Source organism: Chitinophaga eiseniae (assembly GCF_900167135.1).
Lineage (GTDB): Bacteria > Bacteroidota > Bacteroidia > Chitinophagales > Chitinophagaceae > Chitinophaga > Chitinophaga eiseniae.
Genome location: NZ_FUWZ01000002.1, coordinates 344928 through 361608, shown reverse-complemented (window position 1 = coordinate 361608; position 16681 = coordinate 344928). Strand labels below are relative to the sequence as shown.

At 49.4% G+C, this 16681-nt stretch carries 11 protein-coding genes; 3 read left to right on the top strand and 8 right to left on the bottom strand.

From position 1 onward, the window contains the following. Positions 1-14: 14 nt before the first annotated feature. Entirely contained in the window at positions 15-980 is a 966-nt protein-coding gene (locus tag B5D63_RS10980) for a polyprenyl synthetase family protein (protein ID WP_078668859.1), read from the bottom strand. Between the two features lie 313 nt (positions 981-1293). Here B5D63_RS10980 and B5D63_RS10975 point away from each other — a divergent pair, with 313 nt between their 5' ends. From B5D63_RS10975 to B5D63_RS10965, 3 genes are all read left to right on the top strand, one after another. Further along, complete coding sequence (locus B5D63_RS10975) at positions 1294-2841, top strand: OmpA family protein (protein ID WP_078668858.1); 1548 nt, start codon at positions 1294-1296, stop codon at positions 2839-2841. A 175-nt stretch (positions 2842-3016) separates the two neighbouring features. Further along, on the top strand, positions 3017-4966 hold the full coding sequence (locus tag B5D63_RS10970; RefSeq protein ID WP_078668857.1) for a KUP/HAK/KT family potassium transporter: 1950 nt from the start codon (positions 3017-3019) through the stop codon (positions 4964-4966). Positions 4967-5119: 153 nt separating this feature from the next. Then, the gene (locus B5D63_RS10965) at positions 5120-6877 is read left to right on the top strand and encodes a DUF4091 domain-containing protein (protein ID WP_078668856.1); all 1758 of its coding nucleotides are present in this window, start codon (positions 5120-5122) and stop codon (positions 6875-6877) included. 100 nt (positions 6878-6977) lie between these two features. Here B5D63_RS10965 and ftsZ read toward each other — a convergent pair whose 3' ends face one another. From ftsZ to murD, 7 genes are all read right to left on the bottom strand, one after another. Continuing rightward, positions 6978-8834 (bottom strand): cell division protein FtsZ, encoded by a 1857-nt coding sequence (gene ftsZ, locus B5D63_RS10960; RefSeq protein WP_078668855.1) that lies wholly within the window; start codon positions 8832-8834, stop codon positions 6978-6980. Positions 8835-9006: 172 nt separating this feature from the next. After that, positions 9007-10413: a cell division protein FtsA gene (gene ftsA, locus B5D63_RS10955; RefSeq protein WP_078668854.1), complete on the bottom strand. Its 1407-nt coding sequence runs from the start codon at positions 10411-10413 to the stop codon at positions 9007-9009. After that, the gene (locus B5D63_RS10950; RefSeq protein ID WP_078668853.1) at positions 10410-11522 is read right to left on the bottom strand and encodes a cell division protein FtsQ/DivIB; all 1113 of its coding nucleotides are present in this window, start codon (positions 11520-11522) and stop codon (positions 10410-10412) included. Before B5D63_RS10950 ends, ftsA begins: the two co-directional genes overlap by 4 nt. Before the next feature lie 11 nt (positions 11523-11533). After that, a complete protein-coding gene (gene murC / locus B5D63_RS10945) occupies positions 11534-12883 on the bottom strand; it encodes a UDP-N-acetylmuramate--L-alanine ligase (protein WP_078668852.1) in 1350 nt (449 codons plus the stop codon). 27 nt (positions 12884-12910) lie between these two features. Then, on the bottom strand, positions 12911-14002 hold the full coding sequence (gene murG, locus B5D63_RS10940) for an undecaprenyldiphospho-muramoylpentapeptide beta-N-acetylglucosaminyltransferase (RefSeq protein WP_078668851.1): 1092 nt from the start codon (positions 14000-14002) through the stop codon (positions 12911-12913). A 50-nt stretch (positions 14003-14052) separates the two neighbouring features. Then, positions 14053-15252 carry an FtsW/RodA/SpoVE family cell cycle protein gene (locus tag B5D63_RS10935; protein ID WP_078668850.1) on the bottom strand — a complete coding sequence of 400 codons (1200 nt, stop codon included), beginning with the start codon at positions 15250-15252 and terminating at the stop codon, positions 14053-14055. A 61-nt stretch (positions 15253-15313) separates the two neighbouring features. Continuing rightward, positions 15314-16654, bottom strand: a complete 1341-nt coding sequence (gene murD / locus B5D63_RS10930; protein WP_078668849.1) for a UDP-N-acetylmuramoyl-L-alanine--D-glutamate ligase — start codon at positions 16652-16654, stop codon at positions 15314-15316. Positions 16655-16681: the final 27 nt, after the last annotated feature.

Here is a 16681-nt window from a genome sequence, read left to right as displayed (position 1 = left end):
TTTAATTTTTTCTTCTAAAATGTTCGGTCCGTCGTAAACCTTACCAACGATTCCAGGCCGTCCCGGATATCGCTCTGGGGGAGTTTATGAAGGATGGCGAGCGCCTCATCACGGTATTGCAGCATTTTTTGTTTGGTGTAGTCGATGCCGCCGGAAGCTTTTACCAGTTGGATGACTTCTTCCACGCGGTCTTTTTCGGTATTGTGATTTTTAACGATGTTGATGATCCTGCGGCGGGTGTCCGGTGCCGCGTGTTCGAGTGTATAAATCAGCGGCAGCGTCATTTTCTTTTCGCGGATATCAATGCCGGTGGGTTTCCCGATTTTGGCAGACCCGTAGTCAAACAGGTCGTCCTTGATCTGGAAGGCGATGCCCACTTTTTCCCCAAACAGCCGCATTTGTTCCGTGGCATGGTCGTCATTGCTGGAGCTCCATGCGCCCGCGGCGCAGGCAGAAGCCAGGAGGGAGGCTGTTTTGCGCCGGATGATTTCAAAATAGATATCTTCCTTGATGTTCAGTTTCCGGGTTTTCTCGATCTGCAGCAGTTCCCCTTCGCTCATTTCCTTTACCGCCTCGGAAAGGATCTGTAAAGACCGGAAGTCATTATTATTTAATGACAGCAGTAATCCTTTGGATAATAAATAGTCGCCCACCAGGACAGCTATTTTATTTTTCCATAATGCGTTGATGGAAAAAAGTCCCCGGCGCTGATTGGCATCATCCACTACGTCATCGTGCACCAGGGTGGCAGTATGCAGCAGTTCCACCAGGGCGGCGGCCCGGTAGGTGCTTTCCCCGATTTCCTTGCTGAAAAGCCGGGCAGACAGCAGTACGAACATCGGTCGGATCTGCTTCCCTTTCCGCTTCACAATGTAGTGCATGATGCGGTCCAGTAGCGGTACGTGACTTTTTACTGAATCCGCGAATTTGTCCTCAAAATCCTGTAATTCCTTACCTATCAGTTGCTTGATATCGTCCATGTATAAAAATAAAAGGATTGCTAAGCTAGGTTTTAAATGGGAAATTTTAACATTTTGGCCTTGAATTTGTATATGAAGTATAACATTCCTTTAACACAGGGGAAGGAATCCTTTAACAAGGGCTAAACAATACTTTAACTTAACGCAGAAATAAGGTATATAAATACTTTCAGTTAAGCTCTAATATTGAAGCACTTATCAATGAAAATAATATTGCAAGAAAAATTTGTATATTCATTTATGATATTTACCTTTGCTAGGTAAAAAACGGGTTATTAGTAAATTTTTAACAGTTTTTAAATAAAACACAATTATGGCAAGCAAAAAGTACTTATTACTGGCAGGCGCTGTGGGTTTACTATCAGCATCTACCGGTTTTGCACAGGTTCAACCAACCGGCTATGATGCATTGGATTCTTCCAAAGTGTCAGGCAAGCGGTTGGTACAACAAAATAACTTCCTGAACCATCAATCTAATTTCCCTGCTAAACCAAGGGATATGTGGGAACTGGGTCTTCATGGTGGTTTACACCTGATCAGCGGAACCGTTCCTCCTCAGCCTGGATTCGGTGGTGGTATCTCCCTGAGAAAAGCACTGGGTCATACGTTCTCACTGAGAGCTGAGTACATCGGTTCCATCGACAAAGGCCAGGACTATAAACTGCGTCCTACCTTTGCTTCTGCTGGCAACCCATGGGCTGCTACCGCTGCAAGAAACGGTGGTATGATCGTTCCTAACTACCGTTCTCAGAACCACCAGTTGTCTTTGGATGTGATCGCTTCTCTGAGCAACATCCTGTTCTACAGAGCAGAACCTAAAGTAAACTGGTACGTACTGGCCGGTTACTCCATCGTAGCTGCTGACGTTGACGTAGACGCACTGGATGCTAACGGTAACGGTTACGACTACAGCTCCATCAACTTCGGTGCTAAACGTAGCGACATCAGAAAACAACTGAACAACCTGAGAGACAAAAAATATGAGCAAAATGCTCCTTCTCAGGGTAACAGAATCTCCATCGGTCGTAACGATGACAACCAGCTGATCCGTCACGCACTGGATCTGGGTACTGGTGTAGCGTTTAAAGTTTCCAAACGCTTCAACATCGGTATTGAAGAGAAAATCACCATGCCTTTTGACGCTTACCTGGATGGTTATCCTGGTCCCGGCGGTTCTACAAAAGACTTCTACTCTTACACCAGCCTGCGTCTGAACTTCAACCTGGGTAACGCTTCTAAACGCGTACAGCCGCTCTGGTGGATCAACCCGCTGGAATACGCTTACAGCGAGCTGAGCAACCCTCGCCACATGAAACTGCCTACTCCGGTGCTGCCTGATGCTGACGGTGATGGCGTAACTGATCAGTTCGACCGCGAACCTAACACTCCTGCAGGTGCACCAGTTGATTCTCACGGTGTAGCTAAAGATACAGATGGTGACGGCGTTCCTGATTACAAAGACAAACAACTGATCACTCCGACTTACTGCCAGCCAGTTGACGCTGACGGTGTTGGTAAATGCCCGGATCCTGAGTGCTGCAAGAACAGAGTAGAAACTTCTTGCGCTACCCTGGTACTGCCTAGCGTTTCCTTCAAAGGTTCTTCTACCAAAGTTGGTCGCGATCAGGAAGCTATCCTGGCTTCTGTTGCCTCTACCCTGAAAGCTAACCCTTCCTGCAACGTGCTGGTTACTGGCCACGCTGGTGCAAAAGGTAAAAAAGGTGGTGTTGACCTGAGCAGCCGTCGTGTTGACGCTGTGATCGACTACCTGGCTGACAAACAAGGCATCGACCGCGGTCGTTTCATCAAACAAAACACTCCTGGTGAATCCGGTACTGTTGACTTAGCTCCTGCTAACTAATCAGTCCATCTCACTAAGATGAAATAATTAAAAAAGCCTCTCCCATTACTCCGGGAGAGGCTTTTTTAATGTCAACTAACCCCAAACAGCCTCTTCCTCTGTCACCTTTTTATTGCTGATCTCAATATTTACTCCTAATTTTGGAGGCTTTTTTAAAAATTTTTTTTACGTGGGCATGAACATTAACAGGGTCTCCCTGGCAGGTTTAGTAGTAGCGCTGGGTATCATCTACGGCGACATCGGAACTTCTCCGCTCTATGTTTTTAAAGCCATTGTTGGCGGTAACCCCATCAGCGACCTACTCGTTATCGGCGGTATATCCTGTATTATCTGGACACTGACCTTACAAACCACCGTTAAATACGTTATTCTTACCCTCCGGGCAGATAACAAAGGGGAAGGTGGTATCTTCTCTCTCTACGCCCTTGTCAGGCGGCATGCCAAATGGGCGGTTGTTTTTGGCATGATCGGCGGCGCTGCCCTCCTGGCAGATGGGATCATTACCCCACCTATCACCGTGACTTCGGCCATCGAAGGTCTGCGTACCCTTGAGGTATTTAAAGACCTAAGCCAACTCACCATTGTTAAAATCGTATTGACCATCATCACCGGCCTGTTCATCATGCAACAGTTCGGGACCGTGTCTATCGGGCGCATGTTCGGTCCCATCATGGTATTGTGGTTCTCTATGCTGGGCATCCTCGGCATCTCTCATGTCACAGACGATCTGAGCATCTTCCGGGCCTTCAGTCCGCACTATGCCATCGAACTGCTGACAACCTACCCGAAAGGATTCCTGATCCTCGGCGCGGTATTCCTTTGTACCACCGGGGCAGAAGCCCTCTATTCCGACCTGGGCCACTGCGGCCGTGGAAATATCCGTGTATCCTGGATCTTCGTGAAATCCTGCCTGATACTGAACTACCTCGGCCAGGGCGCATGGCTCCTGAGCCAGAAAGGACAAATCCTGCCGAAAGACCAGAACCCCTTCTTTATGATCATGCCGGAATGGTTTATCATCTTCGGGGTGCTGATCGCTACCATGGCCTCTATCATCGCCAGCCAGGCGCTGATATCCGGCTCCTTTACCCTCATCGCGGAAGCCATGCGGCTCAACCTCTGGCCTAAAATGCGGGTAAACTATCCCACGGAAATGCGCGGACAGCTCTATATCCCTGGTATCAACACCATGCTGTTCGTCGGCTGCGCGGCCATCGTGATCCTCTTCCAGGAATCTTCCCATATGGAAGCGGCCTACGGCCTGTCCATCACCATCTGTATGCTGATGACATCCTGTCTGTTTGCTTTCTACCTCTATACCCGAAGGGTGTGGACGGGCTGGATACTACTCTACCTCGTCGTATACCTCTCCATCGAGTTCTCGTTCCTCTTTGCCAACCTCGTAAAGTTTATGCACGGCGGCTATGTAACCGTGGTCGTGGCAGGAGCCCTCTTCCTCGTTATGATCGTTTGGTTCAAATCCCGCAAGATCAAGAACCGATACGTGGAATTCGTACGGCTGGAAGACTATCTGCCCATTATCCAGGAACTGAGCAACGACACCTCTATTCCCAAATACGCCACTCACCTGGTGTATATGAGCAGCGCCGACAACCCCAAAGAAATAGAACACAAAATCATCTACTCTATCCTCAATAAAAAGCCGAAAAGAGCCGATATATACTGGTTTGTACATGTGGATGTGGTAGATGAACCCTACCTTAGCGAATACTCCGTTCAAACCATCATCCCTAACGAAGTCATCCGGGTGGAATTCAGACTGGGCTTTAAAGTGGAACAAAGGATCAACCTGATGTTCAGAATGGTGGTAGAAGATATGGTGAGAAATAAGGAGGTGAACATCACCAGCCGTTATGAATCGCTCAGTAAAAACAACGTGGTGGGCGACTTCCAGTTTATTGTCATGGAGAAATTCCTCTCGCATGATAATGACCTGCCATTATATGAAAGAATGGTCATGAAGATGTATTTCTTCCTGAAAAAAATCAGCCTGTCGGAAGAAAGGGGCTTTGGACTGGATTCCAGTTACGTGACCATCGAAAAATACCCGCTGGTAGTGGCTCCTGTCACCAACCTGCAGTTAAAACGAATTGTTCACCACTAATATTTAGGAATTTTGATATTTTGATATTTGAATATTTAGAACTCGAAAATCCCGGTTTTTTTTAAGATCTTGGAAGACATGGATTTTGTACTGGGTTTGGGCTGGTAAGCGAAATAACCCAATCTCTAAATATCAAAATTTCTAAATTATTGTATGGTGAACAAATTTTTTGGCGTGCTGGTATTACTGGCACTGCAACAAAACGTATGGGCCCAAAGCGGTCCGGCCGGCGATTATCAGGAGAAACCTGATCCCAGACCGGTCAACAAAGCTTCCTGGGAAGCAGTGAAAGGCGACCAGCTCCACGTCGCTTTCGGTTCCACTGACGTTCGTTATGAAAAAAGAAATGCGCCTGATCAGCAAAACCTGGCAGCCTCCTGGAATGCCAAAGCCTGGAGAGGAGAGCGGGTACATACCCAGTTCCTGATCTGGACCACCCGTCCGCTTAACAAAGTGAGCGTAACCACCAGCGCCCTGCAAGGCAGTAAAGGCGCTACTATTCCTGCCAGTGCCATTACCACCGGTTTTGTAAGATATGTGATGACCGATGAACTGAACAAGGACGGCAGCGGCTGCGGCTACCGCAAACCGGAGAATTTCGACTCCTCCCTGGTGGCGGATGGTATTGACATTCAACGCACCAAAGACATTGCTGCCCATCAAACGCAGCCTGTATGGCTGAGCATACAGGTACCTGCCGGCACCACGCCCGGCGTGTACAAAGGCACCGTGAAAATCAACGCCGGTGGCGCAGTGAGCAGCCTTCCCTACGAAATAGAAGTGCTGCACCATACCTTGCCCGCTCCGAAGGACTGGAAATTCCATCTGGACCTCTGGCAGAGCCCTGACGCGGTGGCCCGTATGTATAACGTAAAACCCTGGAGCGACGCGCATTTTAAGGCAATGAAGCCCTATATGCAGATGCTGGCGAACGCCGGTCAGAAATGCATCACTGCCACGCTCATTTACGACCCGTGGAACAGCCAGACAGAAGATGTGTACGGGACGATGATCAAATGGACCAAAAAGAAAAATGGTACCTGGTCTTATGACTATACCATCTTCGACAAATGGGTGGAATATATGATGGGACTGGGTATTAAAAAGGAAATCAACTGCTACAGCATGATTCCCTGGAACCTGAAGTTCTATTACTATGATGAAGCCAAAGGCAAAGACACGCTGCTGATCGCCAAACCGGGCTCCCCGGAGTATGCGGCCCACTGGCAGCCTATGCTCAATGACTTTGTGAAACACCTGAAAGCCAAAGGCTGGTTCAATATCACGACCATCGCCATGGACGAACGCCCGATGGCGGATATGCAACATGCGCTGGCGCTGATCCGTAAGGCGGACAAAGACTTTAAACTGTCACTGGCGGGCAGCTATCACGCGCCGCTGGACAAGGATATTTATGATTTCTGTGTGGCTTCCAAGGAGCCGTTCCCCGATGAAGTGCTGCAGGCAAGACTGAAAAAAGGGTGGCCTACTACCTTCTACACCTGTTGCACAGAGGGCTTCCCTAATACCTTTACTTTTTCGCCTCCGGGAGAATCCGCTTTTATGGGCTGGCATGCCGCCTATAAAGGATACACCGGATATCTGCGCTGGGCCTTTAACTGCTGGGTGAAAGCACCGCTGCAGGATAGCCGTTTCCGCGCATGGGCAGCGGGCGATACCTATTTCGTATATCCCGGACCGCGGTCGTCTATCCGGTTCGAGCGCCTGGTAGAAGGCGTTCAGGATTATGAGAAGGTCCGCATCCTGCGAGAGGAGTTCACCAAAGCCAATAACCGCGAAGGATTGAACAAACTGAATCAGCTGTTGGCGCCATTCGATATCAATGCGCCGAAAACCACGCCGGCGGGCAATCTGGTGAGGAAAGCGCAGGAGACGCTGAATACCTTATAAGATACCATATAAAAGAAAAATCCTCCGGGGAACCGGAGGATTTTCTTTTTAACACAACTAAAAAACAATCAAATGTCCGAATGGAATATCTCTATGTTCATCAATCGGGCTTTTTCCCATCTAAAAATGTATTGATAGTATTTATTTCAGTGTGATTGTTCTGGCCCGGATCGCTCACCGTGTAATTGGAATAGAAGTGCTCGGCGGAGCCGGCACCGTTATCCAGGGTTACATTGCGGCGCAGGTAAGCCGGAACGTTCTCAATTTCCGCGTTGTTGTCCATGTTCTTCACGTTGAAGCTGATGCTGCGCAGTTTAGCGACTCTTTCAGCCTGTTTACGCTTTTGTTCTTCCAGTTCTTCGTAGGAAGTCTGTTGCATGGGCACTTCCGGAGGCAGCGGATTACCGGGTTCTTCTTCCCTGTACACCATTTTCATTTCCGGTGTTACGGGCGTACCTGGTTCCACATAGATATTGGTGGGACGGTTCAGGTAACCACCTGCGCCGCTGCTGCCCTGCGGCTGTATGATATTCACATTAGGCTGGGCCGGTTGCTGCACATGTTGCTGTTGCGGCGGCATATGCTGCTGCACGTGCTGCTGTTGTTGTGGCACATGTGGTTGTTGCTGCGGCTGCGGCATGTGTTGCTGAACAGGTTGCTGAACAGGCTGTGGTACCGGTTGTGGTTCCGGAGCTGGCTGCGGTTGCTGAGCAGGCACCTGTTGTATGTTCAGTACATAGTTCTGCCGTGCAGGTGCGATAGGCGCCTGTTGCTGCGGTTGCGGAGGGGTGTATCCGGTAACAGGTTCAGGGTGGGACACTACGGGTTCCATCAGGCGGGGGGCCATCAGGTCCTGTGGCTCCTGGAACAGGACACCCTGTGACTGTTGTAAGTTCATTTTTTTCTCATCACCGTCTTTACCCAGCTGCATTACGATTTTAGGTTCGGTGCGTTCCGGGGTGGAAGGGGTCATTTTCATCTGCTGGATGGGTTTCTGTTCGAAACCGGTAGCGATGATGGTAACACCCAGTTTACGGTCCAGCGTCTGGTCGTAGCCCACACCGAGGATCACGTCGCAATCCTCACCGGCCTGGCTTTGAACGTAGGCCTGGATAATATCCATTTCATCGAGGGTGTGTTCAAATTCACCTTCAGAAGAAGATATATTGATGAGGATCCATTTGGCGCCACGGATATCGTTGTCGTTCAGCAACGGAGAGGTCAGTGCGTCTTCGATGGCACGTTGTGCGCGGTTTTCACCTTCCGCGATAGAAGCACCGAGGATAGCCACGCCACCGTTACGCATAACGGTGCACACATCGGCAAAGTCCACGTTGATCTGACCGGTGGAGTTGATAACGTCTGTGATACATTTAGCGGCGGTAGCCAGTACGTTGTCCGCTTTTTCAAAAGCGGCCTTGAACTTCAGGTCACCGAATTTCTGTCTTAATTTATCGTTGGAGATGATCAGCAGGGTATCTACATACTCTTTCAGGCGTTGTACGCCTTCATCGGCCTGCAGCATTCTCTTTTTTCCTTCATAAGAAAACGGGGTGGTAACAATACCGACGGTCAGAATGCCCAGTTCCTTGCATATCCGCGCGATGATAGGAGCGCCACCGGTACCGGTGCCACCGCCCATACCGGCAGTGATGAAGGCCATTTTGGTATTCACCTCCAGTATTTTTTTGATTTCTTCAAAGGATTCTTCCGTTGCCTGCTTACCAATTTCGGGATTGGCGCCGGCACCAAGGCCCTGTGTGAGGTGTGGTCCCAACTGGATTTTGTTGGGCACAGGACTGTTGGCAATAGCCTGAGCATCAGTATTGCAGATAATAAAATTCACCCCTTCAATGCGCTGGCTATACATATGATTCACCGCATTACTTCCACCGCCACCAATGCCGATGACCTTGATGATAGAAGATTTTTCCTTAGGAAGATCAAAATGTATCATGACTCTATACTTTTATGGGTTAGTACGGATAATTAATAATGAACTTGTTCGGTGTTATAAGCGTGTATTCTTTGCCGTTAATATGGTTCATTTGTCCTATCATTATTAATTATCGTTCTTTGTTCTTATATAATAAACGTTTGCAGTTCACAACAATTGCGCCATTTCACATTTACAGTTTTGCGTCTTCTTCTTCTGTAAACATGTCAATGATCTTCGTTTTCATTTTATCCAGGAAATTCTTCAGGGAAGCGTTCCTTTCTTTGGCTTTTCTGTCCTGGATTTCCTGGGTGCTGGGTGTTTCTTCTACCCATTCTTCTTCCTGTTGGGCTACCGACTGAGCGGCTTGTTCTTTCGCGAGGTAACTGGTATTAATTTTTATGTAATTTTCTTCCAGTGTTTTACGATCATTTTCATAATCGTTGTAGCCTTTGAGGATCAATCCTACGCAGGTGGCGTACATGGGTTTGGTCAATTCTTCGTCGAACAGGCCGCTGGCCAGGTGTTCGTTGGGGAAACCGATGCGTGCGCTGGCGCCGGTAGTGTACTCGGTCAGCTGGATCAGGTGTTTCAGCTGGGAACCGCCACCGGTGAGGATAATACCACCATTCAGCATCTTATTGTCCATACCGATTTGTTTGAGGTGATATACTACGAAATCGAGTATTTCACTCATACGGGCCTGAATAATATGCGCCAGGTTTTTCACGGAGATTTCTTTGGGGCTCTGTCCGCGTAAACCGGGAATAGTGATATAGGCGTTGCTTTTCGCTTCATCGGCCAGTGCATAACCGAATTGTACCTTCATCTGTTCGGCCTGTGTTTTCAGCACACCGAGACCGTTTTTGATATCGTTGGTAATGTTCTCGCCACCATAGGGAATAACGGCTGTGTGCTTGAGGATGCCTTCGTAGAACACCGCCAGGTCGGTGGTACCACCACCAATGTCTACAATGGCTACTCCTGCTTCGAAGTCCATATCGCACATAACTGCTGCGGCAGATGCCAGCGGCTGCAGCACGAGGTCGCGGATCTTAAGGCCGGACTTCTCCACGCTGCGGTTAATATTGCGGATGGCGTTCTTGTCGCCGGTGATAATATGGAAGTTTGCACCCACCTTCACTCCGGACATACCGATGGGATAGGTGATGTTCTGCAGGCTGTCCACAATATATTGTTGCGGGATCACATCGATGATCTGATCGCTCGCAGGGATAACGGTTTTATATTGATCGTTGATCAGCTGGTCGATATCTTTCTGGGATATTTCCGCCTCAACATCATTGCGGACGATATCGCCACGGGTTTGCAAACTTTTGATATGATGACCGGCGATGCCGACATATACTTCATTGATTTCCAGGTGGGGGCTGGAAGCATAACAGTTTTCCAGGGCTTGCCTGATAGCTTTAATCGTCTGGTCAATGTTCAGCACCATACCGTGCTGCACACCAAACGATGTAGCTTTACCGAATCCCAGGATTTCCAGTTTCCCGTATTCATTCTTCCGTCCTGCTATGGCAGCAATCTTCGTAGTTCCGATATCGAGACCTACAATGATGGGAGCTTCCTGATTCATGGCGTTGTTTGTTTTTTTGATGTGTTAACAGATTTATTCCCTGGCTTATACACTGCTTTAGGTTGTTGCTTCGGCGGCGTCGCTTTTTCCGTTTTTGTTTTTTTCGCGGGCGCTTTTGCCGTTGCTTTGTCTTTGTGGGCAGCCGCAGGTTTTACCACTGTTCTGGCTGCCGGTTTTTCGGCTGGTTTGGCGGCCACCGTTGGATGTTCCGGTGGTTTGACTGCCGTTGTTTTCTCCGCGCTGTCTTCACTCTCTGCAATGGGCGGCTCGTCTGCTACCAGCTGTCTGACCGTATCTTTGGGTATCGCCGGTTGTAGCGGTGGTACACCATCCTTACGCGTACATACGACTTCATTCTCAAAAGCGATGTTGATGCGCGAATAATTATTCCAACCTACCTTATTCAGTCCTTCCTTGTAAAAAGCCAGCAGTTTGGTGAATTTTTTTTCAATATCGGCGCCTTCTCCGAACACGATCACCTGGTCGCCCAGTTTGGGAATGAACTCAAACTTACGGTCGGTGGTGATCATCAGCTGTTCTACCTGCGCCATCCAGAAAGCGTCTTTGCCGATAAAACGGCCCATGTCCACTATCTGTGCGGCCAGCAGGCTGTCTGTCCGTTGCAGCTTGTCCGCGTCTGTGGGAAAGCCGGTAAACACCGGTACCCTGGCGGCGTACCGGGAGGATACCGGTATACGCTCTGCTGCTTCGTCGAGGTAAAAGCTGTTGCCCGAAAAGGTAAACACTCTGGCTACCGGTTCCCGCTGTGTTACTTTTATATGCAGTTCCTGTTTGCTGTTGAAATAGATCTCTGCATTTTTCACCCAGGGGTCCTGGTCTGCCACTGCTTCCAGGGTACGGATGTTGATATCCCGGATCGGCTTGCCCACCGGGTTCAGCGCCTTGTCTTTCGTCAACAATGACCGGATATCCTTGGCTTCAATGAAGAAGTTATCGTCCTTCCCTTCAAACTTCACCTGAATACCTTTACAGACACCTGATTCCTTGTCGTTATTGGCCGCCACCAGGAGGATAATAAAGCCCGTCACCGCTGTCACCCAGAGGAGCAGCGCGCCCAGTCTTTTTAATATCGTCGTGGTTTTAGCCAAAATTTTTCTTTTTAGTGAAGCAGTTGACTGATCGGTCCTTTTAACTGGTCAATGTCGCCTGCTCCGGCTGTTATCAATAACGGGACGGGTGTTTTCTTCAGCCAGTCCAGTACTTCTTCTTTTTGCATGATCTGCACCGGTACGGTGATCTTCGCTGCCAGGATATCGCTGGTCACCCCTTCGATAGGCAGCTCCCTCGCCGGGTAGATAGGCAGCAGTATCACTTCGTCCGCCAGGGAGAGGCTTTCTGCGAAACCCTCCGCCAGGTCACGGGTGCGGGTGAACAGGTGCGGCTGGAATATCACGGTGCAGCGCCTGCCGGGGAACAATGCCTTTGCACTGGTGATCAGCGCGCGCAGTTCTTCCGGGTGATGGGCGTAGTCATCGATATACACCTGGTGATCGTTTTTGATCACATATTCAAAGCGCCTTTTGATGCCTTTGAAACTTTCTACCGCCGCTCTGATCTTTGCTGCGTCGATGCCCAGCAGATGTGCTACGGTAATAGCCGCTACTGCGTTTTCCACATTGTGCATACCGCCAATATGCATCCGGATATTGTCGATCATCCAGTCTTGCTGCATCACATCAAACTCATATCCGCCGTTGATCATCCGGATGTTGGCAGCGTATGCATTGGCGGCATCGTTTTGTAAACTGTACAGCAGTTTGTTGTCTGCCTTCAGCTCATTTCCGCGATGCAGGCCGAACTTAGCAATCAGCGTGCCATTGGGCTTTATATTGTGCGTATATGTGATAAATGCTTCTTCCATAGCTTCCGGTGTGCCGTAAATGTCCAGGTGGTCTGCATCCATGGCAGTCAGGACAGCGATATCCGGACTTAATTTCAGAAAAGAGCGATCGTATTCATCTGCTTCGATCACCGCTACCGCCTTGTCGCTGCTCCAGAAATTCCTGTCGTAGTTCACACTGATGCCACCGAGAAAAGCGTTGCAACCATAACCGCTGTCCGTCAGCAGATGCGCGATCATGGTGGAAACGGTGGTTTTACCATGGGTGCCTGCTACGGTAATAGCGAAGAGCGAACGGGTGATTTCCTGTAGTACATCGCTGCGTTTCACTACTTCAAAGCCATTGTCCCGGTACCATTTCAGTTCTTCATGGGTGGCCGGGATGGCCGGCGTATATACGACCAGGTTAGCTTCCCGGTCTGCTGCGTTAATATCGTCTGTATAATGGATCTGCATACCTTCGGCTTCCAGCTGCTTTGTGAGCGGGGTGGAGGTACGGTCATAGCCGCTGACTGCCACTCCTTTCTCATTGAAGAAGCGGGCGATGGCGCTCATGCCGATACCGCCGATGCCGATGAAATAAACCCGTTGTATGTTGTTCAAATCCATATGAATCCTTAATCCCTAATATCTAAATCAAAAAATGCTCATTACTTCTTTTGCGATCACCATATCCGCGTTGGGATTGCCCAGTTCGCCGATATTTTTCTCCAGTTGTTCCATCAGCGCCCTGTTTTGCAGAAGGCTGAACAACACGCCGGAGAGCTGTGCGCCCACTTCGTCGTTTTTGATCATCAGCCCCGCCTTTTTGTTCACCAGGTTCATGGCGTTGGAAGTCTGATGGTCTTCCGCTGCAAAAGGGTACGGCACAAAGATGACCGGCTTTTTCACCACGCAGAGTTCTGCGATGGCCAGTGCGCCTGCGCGGGAGAGCACCACATCTGCAGCTTTGTAGGCAAAGTCCATCACGTTGATGAACTCGTGTACTTTGATATGGCTGCTGTAGGGCGCTGCCGCCGCTTTCGCGGTTTCGTAGTACGGTTTGCCGGTTTGCCAGATCAGCTGCAGGTCTTTCTGCACCAGCGTGGGCAGCAACGGCTGCAACGCTTCGTTGATCGATTTGGCGCCCAGGCTGCCGCCTACCGCGAAGATGGTTTGTTTCTGACTGCTCAGTCCAAAGTGTTGCAGGGCGTCTTCTTTGGTGACGGCGGATTGGGTGATGTTGTTCCTGACAGGATTGCCGGTGAAAACAATCTTGTCTGCCGGGAAAAATTTGTCCATGCCATCATAAGCCACGCAGATTTTCTTTGCTTTTTTACCCAGTATTTTGTTGGTTTTGCCTGCAAAGGAATTCTGTTCCTGTATGAGCGTCGGAATACCATTTTTCTGTGCCCTTCTCAGCATGGGGAAGCTGGCATAACCGCCAACACCCACGACTGCATCCGGTTTGAATTCGGCGAGGATGTTTTTAGCCTGCCGGAGACTTTTCCAGATTTTGAAAGGCAGCAGTATGTTTTTAAAAATATTGCTGCGGTTAAAACCGGCTATTTCCAGTCCTTTGATGGGATAGCCCGCCTGCGGTACTTTTTCCATTTCCATTTTACCGACGGCGCCCACAAAGAGGATGTCAATATCCGGCTGGATTTTTTTCAACGCATTGGCAATCGCTATCGCCGGGAAGATATGTCCTCCCGTGCCGCCACCTGCTATAATCACTTTGCGTTGCATGTCCTTCAGTTACGATTGATTGTCTGTCTCTTTTTTTATATAGATACGCATTAAGCCACCGCAGCGTTTTCTGCATTGGCCGCCATGACGCGTTCCAGTCTTTCTTTTTCTGCCTGTTTTCCTTCCATTTCCTCCACATTGCGGGCCACGCTCAGGATAATACCGATGGCCATACTGGTGAAGAGGACGGAAGATCCACCCATGCTGACCAGCGGCAGCGGCAACCCTGTTACGGGGAACAGCTGTACGTTTACCGCCATGTTGGTCAGCGCCTGTATCACCAGTGTTACGCTGAGTCCCAGCGCCAGGAAGGCGCCAAACGCATACGGACATTTTTTGTAGATCCGGATGCAGCGCAGCAGCAGCAGCATGTAAGCCGCCAGTATCAGGAAAGCGCCCATCAGTCCGTATTCTTCGATGATGGTAGCGTAGATATAGTCGGAGTAGGCATGCGGCAGAAAGTTACGTTGTGTACTGTTGCCGGGGCCTTTCCCGAGTATACCGCCGCCCGCGATGGCGATGTTGGCCTGCTGCACCTGGTAGGGCACTTCTGTATGGTCGTCGTTCACGAAGCTGTCCAACCGCTTTTCCCAGGTTTTGGTACGCATCTCCATACCGGAGATTTTCGCGATGGCAAACATCAGTACGATCGCCAGCGCTCCCGCTGCCACCATGCCGGCGAGGAACCTTACCGGCACCCTGCCAATGAAACAGAGCAGCATACAGCTGGCCATTAACAGCAAAGCCGTGCTCATATTGGCCGGCATAATGAGTACGCAGATAATGCCTACTGGTATGATGATGGGCAGAAACCCTTTCTTAAAATCGTTGATCACATGCTGCCTTCTGGACAACTGGCGGCTGACATACATGAAGATGGCCAGTTTGGCTACGTCCGATGTCTGGAATGTCAGATTGATGATCGGCAGCCGTATCCATCTGCTGGCGTCGTTGATATGCGAACCGAATGCCAGCGTATAAATGAGCAGCGGTATCGATACCAGGAAGCCTACCTGTGCCACGCGCGAGTAAATGGTATAGTTTACCCGGTGTGCAAAGTAGATGATCACCAGGCCCATGCCGAGTACGACGAGCTGCTTCAGGAGATAATACTCCGTATGGCCGCCCCGTTCGCGGTAGGCGAGCGAGCCGGTTGCGCTATACACAGCCAGCAGGCTCACCAGCGATAGAAAGATAACTATCGTCCAGATGACCTTATCGCCTTTTGTTCTATAGAGCAATCCGTTCATATTGTTAATAATTTCGTTTTTTCGTTTCCGTTATTCAACCCTTTTACCTGCAATCCGGTGTTTACAATGCTTTCACCGCTTCTTTGAATTTCCGGCCCCTGTCTTCGTAATTTTTAAACAGGTCGAAGCTGGCGCAGGCGGGGGAGAGCATGACCACGTCTCCTTTGGTAGCGTGGGCGTAGGCTTCGCGTACCGCGTCCATCATGCCGGATGTGCTGATCATGACAGGTGTATCTTTTGATAACGCATCAATGATCGGTGTGTTGTCCACACCCATACAAATAATGGCTTTTACTTTTTCTTTCACCAGGTCGCGGATAGCGGAGTAGTCGTTGCCTTTGTCCACACCGCCCATGATCAGTACAATGGGCTTTTCGATGCTTTCGAGGGCGAACCACACGGAGTTTACATTGGTAGCTTTGCTATCATTGATAAAATCCACGCCTTTTACGGTTGTCACATATTCCATCCGGTGTTCGAGGCTTTTGAAAGAAGCCAGGCTTTCGCGGATTTTTTCCTTTCTAATATCCATGGTTCTGCCTGCAATTGCTGCTGCCATCGAATTATACAGATTGTGTTTCCCTTTTAGCGCCAGGTCATACATCGACATGATGACCGGCTCTCCGTCAACCAGTATTTGCAACTGCTCGTTGGCGATAGATCCGCCTTCTTTCAGTGGTTTCATGATGGTAAAAGGTATTAATGTTGAATAAATGGGTTGCTGCGCCAAATGCTGCATGATCTCCGGATCATCCATACAGTAGACGAAATAGTCTTCTTTTGTCTGGTTCATCGCGATCCTGAACTTGGAGGCTACATAATTTTCCATTTTGTAGTCGTACCGGTCCAGGTGATCAGGCGTAATGTTGAGCAGGATGGCCACGTTGGGCTTGAATTCCACGATGTCATCCAGCTGAAAGCTGCTGATTTCAATCACATAATACTCCGCTGGTGCGGTTGCTACCTGCCTGGCATAACTAACGCCAATATTGCCGACCATGGCCACGTCCAGTCCTGCCGTTTTGAAAAGGTGGTAGGTGAGGGCGGTGGTGGTGCTTTTGCCGTTGCTGCCGGTGATGGCAATAATCTTTTTACCTTTTGAAAAACGGTAGGCCAGTTCAATTTCGGAGATGACAACTACGCCTTTTTCGCGTACTTTTTTCATCAGCTCTGTTTTTTCGGGGATACCCGGACTTTTGACGATCTCGTCTGCGCCCAGTATAACATCCCAGGAGTGATGGCCTTCTTCGAAAGGAATATGGTTTACCGCCAGTTCCTGTTTATAGTTGTCTTTGATAGTGCCGCCTTCGGACACAAAAACATCATACCCCTGCTGTTTGCCCAGCAAGGCTGCTCCTATCCCGCTTTCTCCTGCTCCTAATATGATGAGTTTATGCGCCATTTCGTATATACTTCGTTGTTAGTTTTT